This window comes from Methanococcus voltae (assembly GCF_024807655.1).
GTDB lineage: Archaea > AGJL01 > Methanococci > Methanococcales > Methanococcaceae > Methanococcus > Methanococcus voltae_D.
On the sequence record NZ_JANUCR010000003.1, the window covers coordinates 22,465 to 39,514 of the forward strand.

Annotated in this window: 14 protein-coding genes; 3 read left to right on the plus strand and 11 right to left on the minus strand. The window is 30.7% G+C overall.

All coding sequences use genetic code 11. The features are described 5' to 3' along the window. Positions 1 to 6: 6 nt before the first annotated feature. From J3E06_RS04415 to J3E06_RS04445, 7 genes are all read right to left on the minus strand, one after another. The gene (locus J3E06_RS04415) at positions 7 to 801 is read right to left on the minus strand and encodes a VWA domain-containing protein (RefSeq protein ID WP_013180074.1); all 795 of its coding nucleotides are present in this window, start codon (positions 799 to 801) and stop codon (positions 7 to 9) included. Positions 802 to 1,061: 260 nt separating this feature from the next. Beyond that, positions 1,062 to 2,132 carry an ATP-binding protein gene (locus J3E06_RS04420; protein ID WP_013180075.1) on the minus strand — a complete coding sequence of 357 codons (1,071 nt, stop codon included), beginning with the start codon at positions 2,130 to 2,132 and terminating at the stop codon, positions 1,062 to 1,064. 272 nt (positions 2,133 to 2,404) lie between these two features. Further along, on the minus strand, positions 2,405 to 2,737 hold the full coding sequence (locus J3E06_RS04425) for a NifB/NifX family molybdenum-iron cluster-binding protein (protein ID WP_013180076.1): 333 nt from the start codon (positions 2,735 to 2,737) through the stop codon (positions 2,405 to 2,407). A 195-nt stretch (positions 2,738 to 2,932) separates the two neighbouring features. Next, a complete protein-coding gene (locus J3E06_RS04430; protein ID WP_013180077.1) occupies positions 2,933 to 3,340 on the minus strand; it encodes a hypothetical protein in 408 nt (135 codons plus the stop codon). Between the two features lie 301 nt (positions 3,341 to 3,641). Further along, a complete protein-coding gene (locus J3E06_RS04435; protein WP_013180078.1) occupies positions 3,642 to 4,598 on the minus strand; it encodes an ATP-binding protein in 957 nt (318 codons plus the stop codon). After that, positions 4,595 to 5,476: a P-loop NTPase gene (locus J3E06_RS04440; RefSeq protein WP_013180079.1), complete on the minus strand. Its 882-nt coding sequence runs from the start codon at positions 5,474 to 5,476 to the stop codon at positions 4,595 to 4,597. The genes J3E06_RS04435 and J3E06_RS04440 overlap by 4 nt, the downstream gene beginning before the upstream one ends. 124 nt (positions 5,477 to 5,600) lie before the next feature. Next, positions 5,601 to 5,963 (minus strand): NifB/NifX family molybdenum-iron cluster-binding protein, encoded by a 363-nt coding sequence (locus J3E06_RS04445; protein ID WP_013180080.1) that lies wholly within the window; start codon positions 5,961 to 5,963, stop codon positions 5,601 to 5,603. Positions 5,964 to 6,421: 458 nt separating this feature from the next. On the opposite strand from J3E06_RS04445, the gene J3E06_RS04450 reads away from it, so the two are divergent. From J3E06_RS04450 to J3E06_RS04460, 3 genes are all read left to right on the plus strand, one after another. Continuing rightward, positions 6,422 to 7,318 carry a hypothetical protein gene (locus tag J3E06_RS04450; RefSeq protein ID WP_013180081.1) on the plus strand — a complete coding sequence of 299 codons (897 nt, stop codon included), beginning with the start codon at positions 6,422 to 6,424 and terminating at the stop codon, positions 7,316 to 7,318. A 50-nt stretch (positions 7,319 to 7,368) separates the two neighbouring features. Beyond that, positions 7,369 to 8,208, plus strand: a complete 840-nt coding sequence (locus J3E06_RS04455; protein ID WP_013180082.1) for a hypothetical protein — start codon at positions 7,369 to 7,371, stop codon at positions 8,206 to 8,208. 135 nt (positions 8,209 to 8,343) lie between these two features. After that, positions 8,344 to 9,696 carry a TIGR04463 family radical SAM/SPASM RiPP maturase gene (locus J3E06_RS04460; RefSeq protein WP_013180083.1) on the plus strand — a complete coding sequence of 451 codons (1,353 nt, stop codon included), beginning with the start codon at positions 8,344 to 8,346 and terminating at the stop codon, positions 9,694 to 9,696. Positions 9,697 to 9,842: 146 nt separating this feature from the next. Here the strand turns inward: J3E06_RS04460 and J3E06_RS04465 are convergent, their stop codons facing one another. The 4 genes from J3E06_RS04465 to nifH form a co-directional block, all read right to left on the minus strand. After that, positions 9,843 to 12,632: a NosD domain-containing protein gene (locus tag J3E06_RS04465; protein WP_198003557.1), complete on the minus strand. Its 2,790-nt coding sequence runs from the start codon at positions 12,630 to 12,632 to the stop codon at positions 9,843 to 9,845. Positions 12,633 to 13,031: 399 nt separating this feature from the next. Further along, complete coding sequence (locus J3E06_RS04470) at positions 13,032 to 14,561, minus strand: radical SAM/SPASM domain-containing protein (protein WP_013180085.1); 1,530 nt, start codon at positions 14,559 to 14,561, stop codon at positions 13,032 to 13,034. A 265-nt stretch (positions 14,562 to 14,826) separates the two neighbouring features. Then, positions 14,827 to 15,867 carry a protease inhibitor I42 family protein gene (locus J3E06_RS04475; protein ID WP_013180086.1) on the minus strand — a complete coding sequence of 347 codons (1,041 nt, stop codon included), beginning with the start codon at positions 15,865 to 15,867 and terminating at the stop codon, positions 14,827 to 14,829. 296 nt (positions 15,868 to 16,163) lie between these two features. Then, complete coding sequence (nifH, locus tag J3E06_RS04480; protein WP_013180087.1) at positions 16,164 to 17,000, minus strand: nitrogenase iron protein; 837 nt, start codon at positions 16,998 to 17,000, stop codon at positions 16,164 to 16,166. Between the last annotated feature and the right edge of the window lie 50 nt (positions 17,001 to 17,050).

The window sequence follows — 17,050 nt, forward strand, 5'->3', positions numbered from 1 at the left end:
ATTTAATTAATTTACGGAAGATATTGTATTTAATATATCATCATCGGTTAAATTATCAATATTATAATAATCTATACCATATTTCTTAGCAATATTTTCACCGATACCAATTTTTACAAAGGATTTCTTTTCAGTGTCTATAAATATTGTTCTAATATTTTTTTCAAGCAATTTTTCAACGATTTCGCAAATTTCAACAAAATAATTTTTGTTAATATTTACATTTGGTTTAAAATCGCTAATCATCACTAATATGGGTATCATATTTGGATTTTTACGCATTTCTATCTCAAATGTTTCATAAGCCTTAGTAAACGCATCGTAAAGTGGTGTCCTACCGCCTGTTTTTAAACCTACGAGGTTAGCCTCTGCAAGTTCCACTGATGAAGTAAATGGAACTACAAGCTCTGCTTTATCTTTTCTAAAAGCTACCATTGATACTTTATCTCTGTTTTGATAAGCGTCCATCAATAAGGAAACTACTGCACCTTTTGAAGCTTCCATACGCTTTAAAACTCCCATTGAGCCACTTGCATCCACTCCAAACATTATGTGGGTAGAAATATTTTTCTTTTTAACCTTATATTTCATATCTTCCGATTCAATATATAGCGATAAATTTTTATTACTGTTTTCTCGTCGGAATTTTTGAAATGGTGCTGATGCTTTGATTGTAGCATCAAAAGCGATGTCGTTATTTGAATTTGACTTGTATTTTACATAGCTACCTTTAGAACTATAACTACTTACACGTTTACCGCTTGAATATCTTTCTATTCTATCATTTAATTTAATATCCAATATTTTTGGATTAATTTTGCCTGAAACTCCGAATTGTTCTTCAAAATCGTTATTTTTAGTATTCTGATTATTTTTATCCTTATTATCTTCGCTATTATTTTCGTTATCATCTTCATTATCGTTTTCATTATTTTCTTCAATATCTTGATTTTGAGGAATTTCATAAGTATTTTCTTCTTCTAAATTTTCATTATTGTTATCGTTTTCAGTATTATTGTCTTCATCACTCTCAGAGTCATTTTCTTCAGTTTCAGGCTCATCTAATTTTTTGAATCATCTTCATTATTATTGTCATTATCGTTATTATCGTTTTCATTTTCAAATTCATCGAAAAATTGCTCTAACTTTTCATTGTTTAAGGTAGGTGGGTCGAATGGTTTTCTTCTCATTCTGTGAGGTAAAGCAAGCTCACAAGCTTCTTTTATATCATCAATAACGACGTAATCACGTTGATTTAGTGCTGCAATTGTTTTTGCGGTTCTCGCTACTGTAATATCTGCCCTATTAGTTGGTATATTCATTTCGATACATATCTGAGATATAAACTCAAGCAAATCATTTTCAATTTTAACCGTTGGTAAAATCTTTCTTGCATTGCTAATTTGTTCCATTAATACGTTTTGTTCAATGGAATATTCTTCCAAAACAATTTCGGGGTTTAAATTGAACTCTTCAACCTTTTTAATTACATTTACTCTCTTCTTAACGTCCATTAATCCATCTACGTTAACCATTAATCCAAATCTATCCAATATTTGAGGTCTTAATTCCCCCTCCTCAGGGTTCATAGTACCCACCAATATAAATTTAGATGGGTGCCTAATGTTTATACCTTCTCTTTCGATAGTATTCCAACCCATAGCTGCGGCGTCGAGTAAAATATCTACAATATGGTCATCTAATAAGTTTACTTCGTCTAAATATAATATATTTCTATTTGCATCTGCTAAAATACCTTTATCAAGTGATTTGATGCCTTCCTTAATCGCTTTTTCTATGTCGATTGTACCAATTACTCTATCTTCAGTACTACCTATAGGTAAGGTAACGACCTTCATTTCTTTAAAAACTGTTTTATAGGGTTTGTTCTTTGATAAACATTCATCGCACATATTTCCTTTAGGGTCACAGTTAAAAAGACAGCTGTCCATAACTTCTATTTGTGGTAATATATCGGTTAAAGACCTAACTGTTGTAGACTTTGCAGTCCCTTTTTCACCCCTTATTAAAACGCCACCTATTGAGGGATTTATAGCGTTTAAAAGTAGTGCTTTCTTCATTTCTTCTTGTCCTTCTATTGCAGTGAATGGGAAATGGAAATTCTTGGCCATTGCATTCTCCTCCATACTCCATAATTATGGTAATTAGGTAATTAAGTAATTAGGGTATATTGCTAATTATAATGGTAATTATTATACTAATTGCATTACATATTATATAAATTTAACATAAATTTAATAAAAATAAAATTTTCTTTAATAAAAATTATTTAAAATAAAATAGTGTTGAAAATATCAACCATAGAATAGAATGCAATAAAAAATAAAAATAAAAATAAAAATAATGTATTAAAACTAAAATAAAAGAAATTCAAAATTTTAACTTATTGTACTTGTTGTAAATTACCGTTTAAAAATTCTTTTAAACTGTTTTCTACGTCCAAATCGTTTGCTCTGTATAATGCTGTTTTTCCAGCTAATGAAGTTATACTTCTTTGACCCATGTTAATAAATAAAACAGCATCAGGATTTTCAGCCAACAAAGTTTGTACGGTACTACCGTGTCCAGAATGTGAACCATCACCGCAAGGGTTATTTTCTAATTTTTTAGAACCTATTACTTCATTGTTTTCGTTAATTTCGTAAATAATAAAGTATTCTGATTTTCCGAAGTGTTCTGAAACTTTTTCGTTAATGATAGGTATAGCTAATTTCATTTTTTCACCGAATATATAAAATTATATCTAATTTTTAAATTATGTATAAATTATATATAAATTATATTTGATATCATATATTTAAATGTCATTTAATTATTAAATCGTTTAAATTTTGGTATTACTTTGTTAATAAAATATAATATGCGACAATAATATTTAGATAATCACATACTTAAAAGTTAGGGATTTAATTTAAAATTGTCCCCTACCTTGACCTCTACCCATTCCTCTGCCTGCGCCCATTCCTCTGCCAGCTCTGTTAAAACCACGACCTAAACCGCAACCTCTTCCAAAACCTACATTATTAGCAAAGCCTGCACCTACGCCTGCTCCAGCACCAACATTTCCCCTACCATAAAAGCCTCTTGCATCAATTACTTCATTGTTATCGATGTTATCGATGTTATCCACGTTTTCAGTACCTTCAGCACCTTTATTTTCAACGTTGGTAGTTTCAGTATTCATATTTAAATTGTATCTTTCTTTTATTTCATTGAGGGACATACCCATTGCGAGTAATCTCCTAATTCCTAAGCCTCTTTTTGATGGCTCGATACCTAATTTATCACATATACAGTTTCTATGTAATCTAAAGTCCATTTTTTCACCAATTTAGTGTTATTATGTTTATATTCATATTCTTACATTATTTTTAATGTATTTTGTACAGATTGGTATTGAATAATATCTAATAATTATTTTGCACATATGTGCAAAATATAATATGTTGGTCATCACTTATATATTTTACTATAATATCTTAATATCAAAAAATAAAAAAATTTAGGAGATTTTAAAATATTTAAAGACGATTAATTAGCCAAAATAAATTTATTGAATTAATGAATAAATAAATAATAAATAAATAATAAATAATAAATAAATAATAAATAAATAATGATTAATTATTTAATTTAAGAGATAATTCATTCCATATTTGGATTATAGACCGACCTGCTTCACTATTTTCATATTTTACGACAGGTATCTCATTTTGTATTGCATCACTAACTGATTTGTCAAAAGGAATTTTACCAACAACTTCCAAATCAAAATTAAAGTCTTTATCTGATTCTTTAATTTTTTTAACGTAATTCTCTATTTCAAGTGTTTTATCAGTATTTAAATCGTATTTATTGATAATTACATAACAAGGCATATTGAAAAATTTAATTAATTCCACGACTCTTTGTAAATCGCTTAAACCTGATTGAGTTGGCTCTGTAATGACAAGGGCATAATCACAGCCCGTTAATGAAGCAATTACGACACAGCCAATTCCAGGTGAACCGTCAATTAATAAATACGGGAATTCTTCATTTTTTTCGTTAGTTGCACTTTTTTCATTTTCATTTTCATTTGATTGCAATTTCTGACCTTCTGCCATTTTTCTGACTTCAGTCACAACTTTACCCGCACCTTCAGCACCTATTTTTAAGTTAGCGTATGATAAATACCCATTTTCAATTTTAGCACTGTTTATATGACCTGTTAATTCGTCTTCCATTGTTATGGCATCTACGGGGCATATATATTCACAAAGTCCACAGCCTTCACAAGATAAATCATCAATTACAACGTTTTCATCTTTATCCAATAATATTGCATCAAATCTACATTTTTCATAGCATAATTTACAGTTTGTGCATAAATCTTGATTTAATACTGCACATTTTACGCCATAATATTCTTTTTGTTCTATTAATTCGTGTTTAAACATTAAATGAAGATTAGGTGCTTCAACATCACAATCTGCAATGTTTAATTTAGAAGATTCACCCATAAGGCTTGCAAATGATGAAGAAATTGTCGTTTTACCAGTTCCACCTTTTCCGCTTAAAACTACTATTTTTTTCATAAATTTAACCTCCTTTTGAGGTTTGAAAATATTAAATCAATATTTTCAGTAAATAAATTTTCATTATTTACATCAACTAAAAGATTTCCTTTTGAATAATTTTTCGCAATTTCTTTTGAAAAAGGAATTTTACCCATAATTTCAATGTTTTCTTCATTGCAATAATCTTCGATTATACTGTCATATTCATTTGATTTGTTTATTACTACTGCGTAAGGTATGCTTAAGTAATCCAAAACACTTACAGCGATTTTTAAGTCGTGTAAACCGAATTTTGTAGGTTCAGTAATTAATAATGAAAAATCAGAACCTTTTACAGTACTTAATACGGTACAAGAGCTTCCAGGCGGTGCATCTAAAATATGTATAACAGGATTGCCATCAATTTCTTTGATTAAATCCATTTGTTTTTTCATCTTTTTTATTATTGGAACACCCGTAGGTTCTTGAATGCTTAAAAAACCACTTGTAGCTTGTATTTTTGCTTTTTCAGAATAACCTTTTTTGATTTGTCCGATTGGTCTCGTAATTTCACTAATTGCATTTACTGGACATACTTCATAACAGAGTCCACAATCGTGGCATAATTTTTCAAAGACTAGTGCACTATTTTTTGTAATTGCCAATGCGTTAAAATTACAATATTTTGCACAATCTCCGCATTTTGTACATAAGTTTTCGTCTATTTTTGGCACTTTTGATAATACTTCTTCAGTTTTTGCAATTTCAGGGTTTAAAAATATAAAACCGTTTGGCTCTTCAACGTCAAAGTCCCAATAATGCACCGAATAATCATTTAAAGCCATATAATAACTTAAATTAGTGGAAACGGTAGTTTTACCAGTTCCACCTTTTCCACTTAATATTGAAATTTTCATAATTCCCCCGTAATTCGTTATTAATTTATTATTAATCTATTATTAATCTATTATTAATTTATTATTAATTTATTATTAATCTATTATTAATTAAAAAATTAGTAATATTCATTTTTTTAAGGTATTATTTCATTCCTTGGTGTGGCATACCTGCTTTTGTTATTTCCACCAATTCATTTGCTTCAAATTTATTGATGTTTTCAATCACTGTGCTTTCAGTACCTTTTAATACATTAATACCTTCTGATTCGAGAACTGCTTTTGCATTAGGTCCAATATTTCCGCTGATTAAAACTTTTGCCTTATTTTGGATTATTAACTGTGCTGAACCGATACCTGCACCGTGTGCGGATGATGTGTTTGTGTTGTCTATTGCTTCAAATTCCTTGCTTTCTGTATCGTAGATTATAAAGTATGGGCTTCTTCCGAATCTTTGTTCAAAGTTGCTATTTAATTCTTTTCCAGTGCTTGTAATACATATTTTCATAATTTCACTCTCATTAATTTTTTAATTTTTTACTTTTTTATTTGTTATTTAACGTATATTTATTTCGTATTTTAATTTGTAAATTGTAATATATATAATTATGCACATATGTGTAAAATAATTATTGATGCCATACATTAATTAGTTTATAATATATTATAAAATATATTATAAACTATATACTCGAGTGTATTTTTCAATCCATCAATGATATAAATTTTAAAAAAAAAATATTATTAGGTTTATTGATTAAATTATATGTATAAATCAATAACCGGTTTTTGAGTAATTAACTACTTTTCTAATTAAATTAACCATATTTAATTTATTAATTCAATAAATGATTAACTTACCATCAAAGAATCGTATTTAATAATCAATAATTTGTATAATTACCCAACATAATTAAAAATTTAAAATAAAAAAATATGGTAATTACCAATTACCGAGGTAAATATATGAAAAACTTAAACGAAGCTCAAATACACGGTTATATTACCAGCGGATTAGATTTGACAATAAGAGCAAGAACGCCAAATGGTCAAATAGTTTCTTTTGAAGTAATGCCTAATGGTACAACTGCAAAATATCTTGGGAATGAAATAGAACTCCCAAATTCGTTAAAAAACATAAATAAAATAAAAGATTTATTGATGGTTTTAAAAACACACGGGATACAAATCGGATATACCGGCTATGTAGTAAATCTTGTACCTATTGCAAATCCTCAAATGGCAAGAGATAATTTAATGCAAGTATCAAATGCTTGCGCCGGTGATGCTTCACCTTGCCCTGCTTTTGATTGTGGTGGTCAAGCTTGTGCAGGTCAGGCAGCTCCTTGCGGCGGTCAGGCCTGTGGAGGAGACGCTTGTGCTGCTCAAACTTCACCTTGCGGCGGTCAAACTTGTGGTACTGCAGGTTGTATAGCAAAAGGTAGCCCTTGCGCTGGTGATGCTTGCGGTGCAGATGTTTGTGGCGGTCAACTTTCACCTTGTGTCGCAGAAGGATGTGTAGGACAAGCTTGCGGCGGTCAAACTTCACCTTGCGGCGGAGATGCTTGTGGCGGAGATGCTTGTGCAGCTCAAGCTTCTCCTTGTGCTGCTGATGCTTGTGGAGGTATGGCTTGTGCTGCTCAGGCAGCTCCTTGTGCAGCTGATGCTTGCGGTGGTCAAGCCTGTGCAGCTGATGGTTCACCTTGTGCGGGTATGGCTTGTGCTGCTCAGGCTTGTGCGGCAGCAGCTCCTTGTGCTGCAAAAGCTTGTGCGGGTATGGCTTGTGCAGTAGATTGCCCTTGCGCCGGTGATGTACACGCTGGTCCGTGTATACACATACCATATTGTCCATTGGTATTATAACATATCGCATACTAATATCGCTCATTAAAATCATACTAAGGTGTGAAATTATGAAAAACTTAAACGAAGCTCAAATACACGGTTATATTACCAGCGGATTAGATTTGACAATAAGAGCAAGAACGCCAAATGGTCAAATAGTTTCTTTTGAAGTAATGCCTAATGGTACAACTGCAAAATATCTTGGAAACATTATCGAAATCCCAAAAAAATTAGTTGATATGAAAACATTGAAAGAAGTTTTAGAAGTGCTCAAAGCTCACGCAATAGTTTTAAACAGCTCAAATTCAAAAGTTCACTTTATACAATTAGATAAAAGCAAAAATTCCCAATTATGCGAAGGTGGAGAGTGTGTAGTAAGTGTAATACCCCCATTAGAGGAAGATATGGGACAAATTATGCTTGAAAGAGCAGGTATCAATAATTCGAACAGTACTTGCGTAATACAAATCGGTAGAGGAGAAATGACTCCAAAAGTTGAGGAAATATTGCAAAGAAGTTGCGTAATACAAGTAGGTAGTGAAAACCAGCAAACTCAGAACAATAGACTTGATACGGACAGCATATTTAGTAGTTGTGGCATACAAGTCGGTAGAGAAGAAATGACTCCAAAAGTTGAGGAAATATTGCAAAGAAGTTGCGTAATACAGGTAGGTAGTGAAAACCAGCAAACTCAGAACAATAAAAGAGAATTTGCCAAATTTTGCCCTACCCTTATTACAGAAACGACTTTCGGACCATATGAAAACAAAGGTGCTTGCTCCTGCTTACTATCTATGCCATACCCTTGTGCAGTAGATTTCAAAAAAGAACAGGAGGAGGAACTTGCTAAAAACAAAGGTTCTTGTACTTGCTTAGCTTCTATGCCCTACTGTCCTATTGTACATTAAAGTATAAACTTAAAATAAATTACTTTTAATTATTTATTTATTATTTATTTATTATTTATTATTTATTTATTATTTACTTAATTAAATTAAAATTATGATTTATTTCTCTTAAATCATTACTAAAATGGTGGGAATTTGGATTCAAAATATAAATATTCCAAATATAATATTATAAATGAAGTAAATGAGGGAAAAGTAGTATACAATACATTAAGCGGAATTTGCAGTCTCTTAGAAGAAGAAGACTTGAAAATATTTGATAATATTGAAACTAAAAAATTAGACAATATGACACCTATTGAAATTGATATATTGGATAATTTACTATTAAATAACTTTATAGTCCCGAAAGATATTGATGAAACCGTGGTTTTCGAAGAAAAATATAATTCTATGCGGAATAACCAGGAAAATTTAATAATGACTGTCGTACCAACGTTAAACTGTAATTTTGAATGTAATTACTGTTTCCAAGGAAAATTAAAAGACAATAAGGTAATGTCTGAAGAAGTCCAAGATGGTATATTTCAATTAATTCAAAATTATTCAAATAATTTAAGAAATGTGAGTTTAACCTGGTTTGGAGGGGAACCTACAATTGCAATGAATGTTGTAAGAAGATTATCGGACAAAATAATACCCTATTGCGACAAAAACGGTATAAATTACACTTCAATGATAGTAAGCAATGGATATACGTGCACGCCTGAATTAATGGGTGAATTATACGCTCGAAGGGTTAAAACCGTTCAAATAACTTTAGACGGTGCTAAAGAAGTGCACGATAGTATAAGGTATTTAAAAGGTTCCAAAAAAGGTTCTTTTGATAAAATAATAAGTAATATACGCAGTTATACTGATATTTACCCAATATTTACGACAATACGGGTAAATGTGGACCAAAACAACTATAAATCAATCTATCGACTAATTGACCAACTTGCAGACTCCGGACTATCTAATAAAAACGTTTCTATTTATTTTGCACCGATTATTTCATCAAATTCATTGTGTCATCACATATCAAATCAAACACTTGAATTATCGGATTTTGCAGGCATTGAATCTGAATTAAGGAGGTATGCCCATTCTAAAGGTTTGTGTGGCACAAGTTTGCCTATGCAATATATGGGACTTTGCGGTGCTACACGTCCAAAAGGTTTTGTAGTCACCCCCGTGGGTAATATCCATAAATGCTGGGAAACGGTTTCTTACCTCGATAAAAGCGTTGGTAATGTACTATCAACCCCCCCATTGAACGAAAACGTAAAACTTTGGGATGAATGGAGTCCTTTTAACTACGAAGAATGCAGAAATTGTATTATATTACCTAATTGCGTAGGATTTTGTCCGTATAAATTTTTATATCATTCGGAATTTATGGGCAATTCTGGAAATTTACCCTGTCCAAGTTTAAAATATAATATAAATGAAAAAATAATGGACCACGTTAAATTAAAAGGATTAATAAAAAATGAAGATTTATAAAATAAAATAATAAAAAAATATAAAAAAATAAAAATAAAAATAAAAATAAAGTAAAAATAAAGTAAAAATAAAATAAAAATAAAATAAAAATAAAATAAAAATAAAGTAATATATTAAGATAATAAAATTAATAAATAATTTATTTATTAATTTACTATTTTATATCCGCCGTCAACCCATTCTACCATTATAGGTTCGGTAGGTAATTCATTTAAGGTTTTAAAGTATTCTAAAGCTGCCTGAGTACCGTATCTATCTGAACCAGCAATGTATATTACATAATGGCTTGAAACGACTTGTGAAGAGTCATCTTGAACTTTTAAAACTTGAATAAGTCCTCTGTTTTCACCAGGATTTTCATTATTAACTGGCTTTAAAAATTTATTATTATATTTTTCCGCAAATTTATTAACTACAGGACCGCCTACAACGATTACATCTTCAGTAAGTGCGTTAAGGTCGTTTAATTCGAGTTCTTGTTCCATATCTTCAGAATCTTGAATATTTTCCTTTAAACAATTTTCTGCATTTAATTTATCAAATTTATCATCTGCAATAATTTTAGAATTTGTTACAGTGTTTCGGATATTTTCTGAACTGAAACCGTTTTGAGTCCCTTCACTTTCAGCTTTTTCAGCCATTTTTTTAGCCGAATTATGATTATTGTTGTAATAATTATTATTGTCATTATTACTTGGTTTTGTGGTGTTATTTCCCGCATAATTGAACACGTAATTATCTAATGTCGTATATCTCGAATAATTATCACTGAATGCTCCAACTACATAAGGTTTTGTTGTGAAACCTTTTCCATTGTCCACAGGATTTTCCTGAGCTTGTGAGTGATTGAAGTTAAACCAATAATTACCAAATTTATTTATGTATACATTGTCATTTACGTTATATTTGTATCTTATATCATTTGGTGATTCAAATGTACAGTTTACTAACGGATTGTATGCTGCCATACAACCTGCTAAAAAGTCATTTAAATATATGTTGCTGTTTTGTATTGGTCCAATCATCATAAACGCATATACGAATGGTGCATCAACACCATTAAATGTGTTGTATGATAAAGTTATGTTGTCTGACACTATAGTATTGTAAACACAGATACCATATATGTTTGTTGTAGCATTAAATACTGTATTATTAATTAATAAATCTTTTAACGTTTCTGAATATAGTATTATTCCACTACCGTTTGTATTGCCGTGCATATATAAATTAGAATCTTTTATGTACGCATTTTCAAATTTATTCATTCTAATTATTTTACCAGTATTATTTAAAACATTTAAATCTATTTTTAAATTATCCATTGGTATATTTGAATAATTACATCGAATAACGGTTGAATTTTCGCCGATTATGGTAATATTATTATTTGATATTTTTGAATTTGGATTATTTGTAGTATTAAAAATCCCATAATTTCCTACTTTAACACCAATTCCAATAGCATTATTATTACCATTAACATTTGTATTGTTATTTTTAACCATAATTATGTTATTATTGATTACAGGGGAATTTAATGAATTTTGTGCGTCATTTGGATTAAATCCAATTCCAAAAGTACCGTTATTTATTATTATATTACAATTTTCAATGGTAAGATTATTTACTGAAGAATTTATCATTATACCATTACATTTGTAATTCAAAGGTGTTTCAATAACCAAATTTTTAATTGTAATGTTATTGTATATTTTACCACTTTTGTAGATTTGAAGTACATCTAAAGCAGTTGAATCTGTACCGAGTTTGTGGTTATTACCATCGATTACTACGTCGCTTGACTGAACTAAAATTCCTGCTGTAATGTTTGTAATATCTTCGTCCAATATATAAGTTCCAGGACCTACAATCGTTCTATTATTGTTATAACTTGAATTATTAATATGAATTATTGAGGATTTGTTTGTCGTATTTTCAGGGGTGATACTTCCACTTGAGAAATAATTTTCCCATTTTTCAACTAATGGGTGGGTATCGTTTCCTTGAATTCCCATAATAATTACCGAATAATTACCGTCTCTAATTCCATCACCGTTTGCATCGGCTGGATTTGTGCAATTATCCCAGTAATTACCCATTACACTTGAATATTGTTGACCGTTGTACGTATAATTTATAGCGCTTGGACTGTGATATATATTACCTTCAAAAGAATCAACTTTGGCATCCCTTATGTTGTCTATAAAATTATTTAGATATATATAGTTCTCTTCAGGGGAATTTCCAGTATTAAGATACAAAGCCCCTCCAAACGAGTTATTTTTAACTGTATTGTATGCAATTGTTGAACCGTGTGTCCCAGCAAGCGAAATACCAAAACCTTGTGAACCCACACCCCCGCTTGAAAAACTATCGTTTATTACCGTATTGTGTGAGATATTAAGATAATATGAATTAGACCCTTGAATTCCGTTTGTGGCAAAATTAGTAATAGTATTGTTATACACTGTAGTGTAAGATGAACTTTGAATTACTACACCGCAATAACTACTGTTATCAACAAAGTTATTGGAGAATTTAGTATTTTGTGCGAAATTTATAACTATTGGAGAATTTAGTTCCAATAATGTGTTGTTAGTTATTAACGCATCATCGTCGTTAATCCAAAATCCAGAGCTCCAACCTTTTGATTTTATATTTTTAATAGTGGCATACTGACCATTTACATAAATTATTCTATCAGATGCGTCTTTTGTACTATTTAACCAGTTGTTATTTCCATCGATTACTACGTTATTAGCGTTTATACATATTAAATTGCTTGAAACGTTTAAATCTGAAAGACTGCAATTTATTATATAAATTCCAGATAAGTTAATTGTATATGTGTCTGTTAAGTTTTCCGCATTTAAGTAATAAGTCTGGGGTACATAAGCAGTCCCGTGTACATTACTTATTGTGAAGATACACAAAAATAATACCATTACTAAATACATTTTTTTATTGATTGTTATAATTTCACCTTCATACTTGCATATTTGGTTGTAATTTTAATATATTACTGTAAATATAATTATATTAAGAGGTATAATATCTTGATAAATTAAGATATTAAACTTAATTAGATAGTTTCATATCTATAATTTATATATTTATATTATTTAATTGTTGTTATTTATGCGTTATATATCATTCTAAAACATTAAATTTAATATTTTTAGTATTAACACGATTAAAATATATTTTTTTAAAATAACAACTCAAATATATAATTTAAGGGCAATTAATCTGTATATTAAAGAAAAAATACAAAAAAAAATAAAATAGAATAAAAAAATAAAATAGAATAAAATAAAAATTAAAAATAGAGATTATTGTTTTACACCTCTAATCATATCCCTTAATGACCTTGCTGTAGGTTCAAATTGTGGGTATTTATCAGTAGCTTTTTTTATTATTCCTAATGCGTCATTATACTTACCATATTCGATTAACGTAATCGCCGTATCATAATAAGGGTCTAAATACGTCTCATCAGCCAAATCCATAGCTTTATTTAAGTAATTCATACCTTCGTCGAGTTTACCCAATTTTGAAAGAGATAGACCCATACCTTTATTGAGATAAGCATCATCAGGTGCAATTGAAAGAGCTTTTTCATTGACAATTCTTGATTTCTCATAATTACCGAGCATAAAACTAATGAAACCTTGTAGGCTCAATAATTCTGTGTCATTAGGAGTAATAGAGAGAGCTTTATCTAAAACCATACTTGCAACTTGATAATCACCTGCACGTGTAAAATTATTGGCCATATCTTTTAAGGTGTCAAAATCGTTAATATCTTCTAACCATTTTAAAGCCTTATTCATTGCTACAACATAAGAACAATAACTATTTTCAGAATAAATCGTGCCATTCATAGTTAATCGTGTATTAGGACATCCGCCCAAACATATTTGACCGTAAATACATTCATTGCAAAGACCGCCTAATTTAGACTTGTCCATAGTCCTACTCCAAGAGAAATTATCCTCATTTTCCCAAATTTCACGGAGAGGCGTTTCTCTAATGTTTCCTTCGATATATTCCCTATCCCGTATAGAAGTACAGCCTAATATTTCACCGTTGTGTAATATTCCAAAGCTACGTTTGCCCGCAGTGCAACCCTTCCACGTCACGTCGTATTCTTTAGGATAAGCTTTTCTACGAACTTCAAGCTCTTTAAGGTTGTAATACCCTATACAATCAGCCGGGAATATTATTATATCATCTTTTAAAGAATCGTGTGCAAAATTAATGAGTCTATCAACATCTTCAGGTTTTATGATTAATTCAGGATGGTTTACAAAATTACCCATCGGTAAACCAATTTGCATTTGCCAAAGTTTAACTCCTTTGTCAATTAATACATTTTTGAGTTCTTCGAGTTCATTCATATTTATGGTATTTATGGTTGTAATGGCGCCCCCCGTGATACTTGAATCCTCCATAAGCTCAAAAGCATTCATAATTCTATCGTATGAACCATTCATACGCATATAATCGTGAGTATCCTTTAAACCATCCAAACTTATTGCCATAGTACCTACTTCAGCCTTTTCAGCTTTTTTTAAGATGTCTTCATTAAAAAGCCATCCGTTAGTAATCATATTTGGTATTACACCATTATCAGTTAATTCTTGTGCTATAACTGGCCAATCCCTCCGTACTAATGGTTCCCCACCAGATAAAGTTATCCATTTTAAACCCAAATCTCCGATATCCTGAGATAACTTAACTGCTTCCTCAGTTGATAATTCATCGGGCAATGGCTCTTTACAACTCGAACCACAGTGTTTACAACGCATATTACACGCCATAGTAATTTCCCAGACCGCTGTTATTGGTTTATACTCCAAAATATCCCCCATTAGTATATTGATTATTTTTATTTTCTTTATTTCTTTATTTCTTATTTTACCTTTTTATTTTACTTTTTTACTTTTTTATTTATTTTATTACTATTTTTATTTATTTTTTTATATTTTTTTATATTTTTTATTATTTTTTCTTTTTATATCGTACTTTATTGTGATTAAATCAAAAATTAAACTTAAAAAATTAAAAAATTAAAAATATGGTATTTATTCAAGGATAAAATTATAAAATATCCTTTTTATTAAATTATTTGTAAGTTCCGTCTGGGAATCCGTATTTTACGATACAATTAGGATGTTCTATAAATCCAATAGGGAATCCGTATTTTAAATTACATTCATTTGCGTTTTTAGCAATACCGCTTGGAGTACCGTATTTTACGATACAGCGTTCTGAATCTTCTGATGCTTTTTCCATACGTACTGGGAATCCGTATTTTAAAATACAATCCTCACCAGCTGCTTTTTCACAGTCAAATATCGGAATTCCGTATTTTAAGATACATTCTTCGGAGTTTCTTGATAAACCCCACGGAGTACCGTATTTTAACAGACAGTTGTCTTTACTTTCTATTACCATCGGTGCAGCATACAGCATTTGCGTTTGTGCCCCTTGGTTAACTGCTGCAGTAGTAGGTGCACAATTTACACCGTAAGCTACAATTGGGTCATAAAATTGTCTTGAAAATCCGTATGGTGGTATACAGATGTTATTTGATGACAATCTTAGACAAGGAATTCCGTATAATAGCGGAGGTATTGTATCAGCTGCCGCTGTTAGACAAGGGATTCCATAGTCTGGAACTGGCGTAGGTGGTGTTGGAGCTCCGTAAACCACAATAATACCGCCAGTATCCGGGTCTTTATATGCCTGAATATTTTTTTCATTTACCAGTGTGCTTAGTGCCTCAGGGGTAATTTTTAAGAATTTGCTATCACCCATCACCGCATTTAAACTTGCTACCTCATTTTTAGCTCTTTTAATGTCTGCAGAATCTACAATTAAAGCGTAAGCTACTTCTTCCGCTACTTCAAAGTCTCCGAAAGGTTGCACGAGTTTAAATTGTAAATAATCTTGACCTTTTTCTAATGCTAAAAAGGTAAATGTTATTTTTACCCTCCCCCCTGCTTGTTGGTCGAGAGGTGTTGTGGTTTTATCCACAAAAGCCACAAAATCAGGAATATGGGAAATACCCCAAATGTATGGTATACCCGAGTTTGTATACAAGTCTACGCTGAAACTTTCTTTTGCTTTTGCGTTTATATCTCCAATTTTTTTATTTTCCATATTTCTCCCCCATAATATTATATTTTGTTAATCCCCTCTATAAATGGTTAATATACCCCGTCAGTCCTCTTAATAGCCCATAAAATATATGAAATATTTGTATTATATAATTTGCTATATTTTTGTATTTGCATATTTGAATACAATATATTTTAAAAATAAAAATAGAATAATAAAATAGAATACTAATATCAAAAAGGTAAAATAAAAAAGTAAAAAAGTAAAATAAAAAGGTAAAATAAAAAAGTAAAAAAGTAAAATAAAAAGGTAAAATAAAAAAGTAAAAGATAAATTAATTATTCATATTTTTTTCTAACTAATTCTTCAATACTTTCTGTTAAGTCGTCAAGACCTTGCTCACTTAATGGGGTCGGTATTGTGGTTTTTTTGTTCTCATAAATTGCATTCGCAAGTTCTCTAAATTTATTCGCAATTTCGGAATCTGGCGCATATTCAATTGTTGTCTGTTTCCTAAGCTCTGCTTTAGTGATTATATTACTCATAGGTATTTTACCCATTACTTGCGTATTTATGCCTTGTACAAACTTATCGATAATTTCAGGCTCATCTACAACGCTCCTACCATTGTATATAATACCACCGAGTGCTATTTTACCCCTATTGCCGTATCTTTGTATACCTTTACATATGTTGTTTGCTGCATAAATTGCCATCGGGTCGCAAGTGGTTACGATATATACGTCTTCTGCGAGTCTCTTTTGAAGTGGCATAGCAAAACCACCGCAAACGACGTCCCCCAATATATCGTACATAACTACATCAGGTTTTAGTTCGTCATAAACACCCAATCTATCTAACATATCAACTGCGGTTATTACTCCACGCCCTGCACAGCCCACACCAGGCTCTGGACCACCGCTCTCTACACAGTAAACGCCATTAAAACCCTCGTAAACAATATCTTCAATTTTCATATATTCTGGTCCTTTATCACGGAATGTATCTAAAACAGTATTAATCTTGCCGTGCATTAAAGTTCTTGTTGAGTCGGCTTTTGGGTCACAACCTACAACTAAAACTTTCTTACCATCTTCTGCCAAAGCTGCTGCCATATTACCGACATTTGTGGATTTTCCAATCCCTCCTTTACCATATATACAAAATTTCCTCATATTTACACCTTAGATTTGATAATTTTAAAATTTAATACCTTTGGTACATA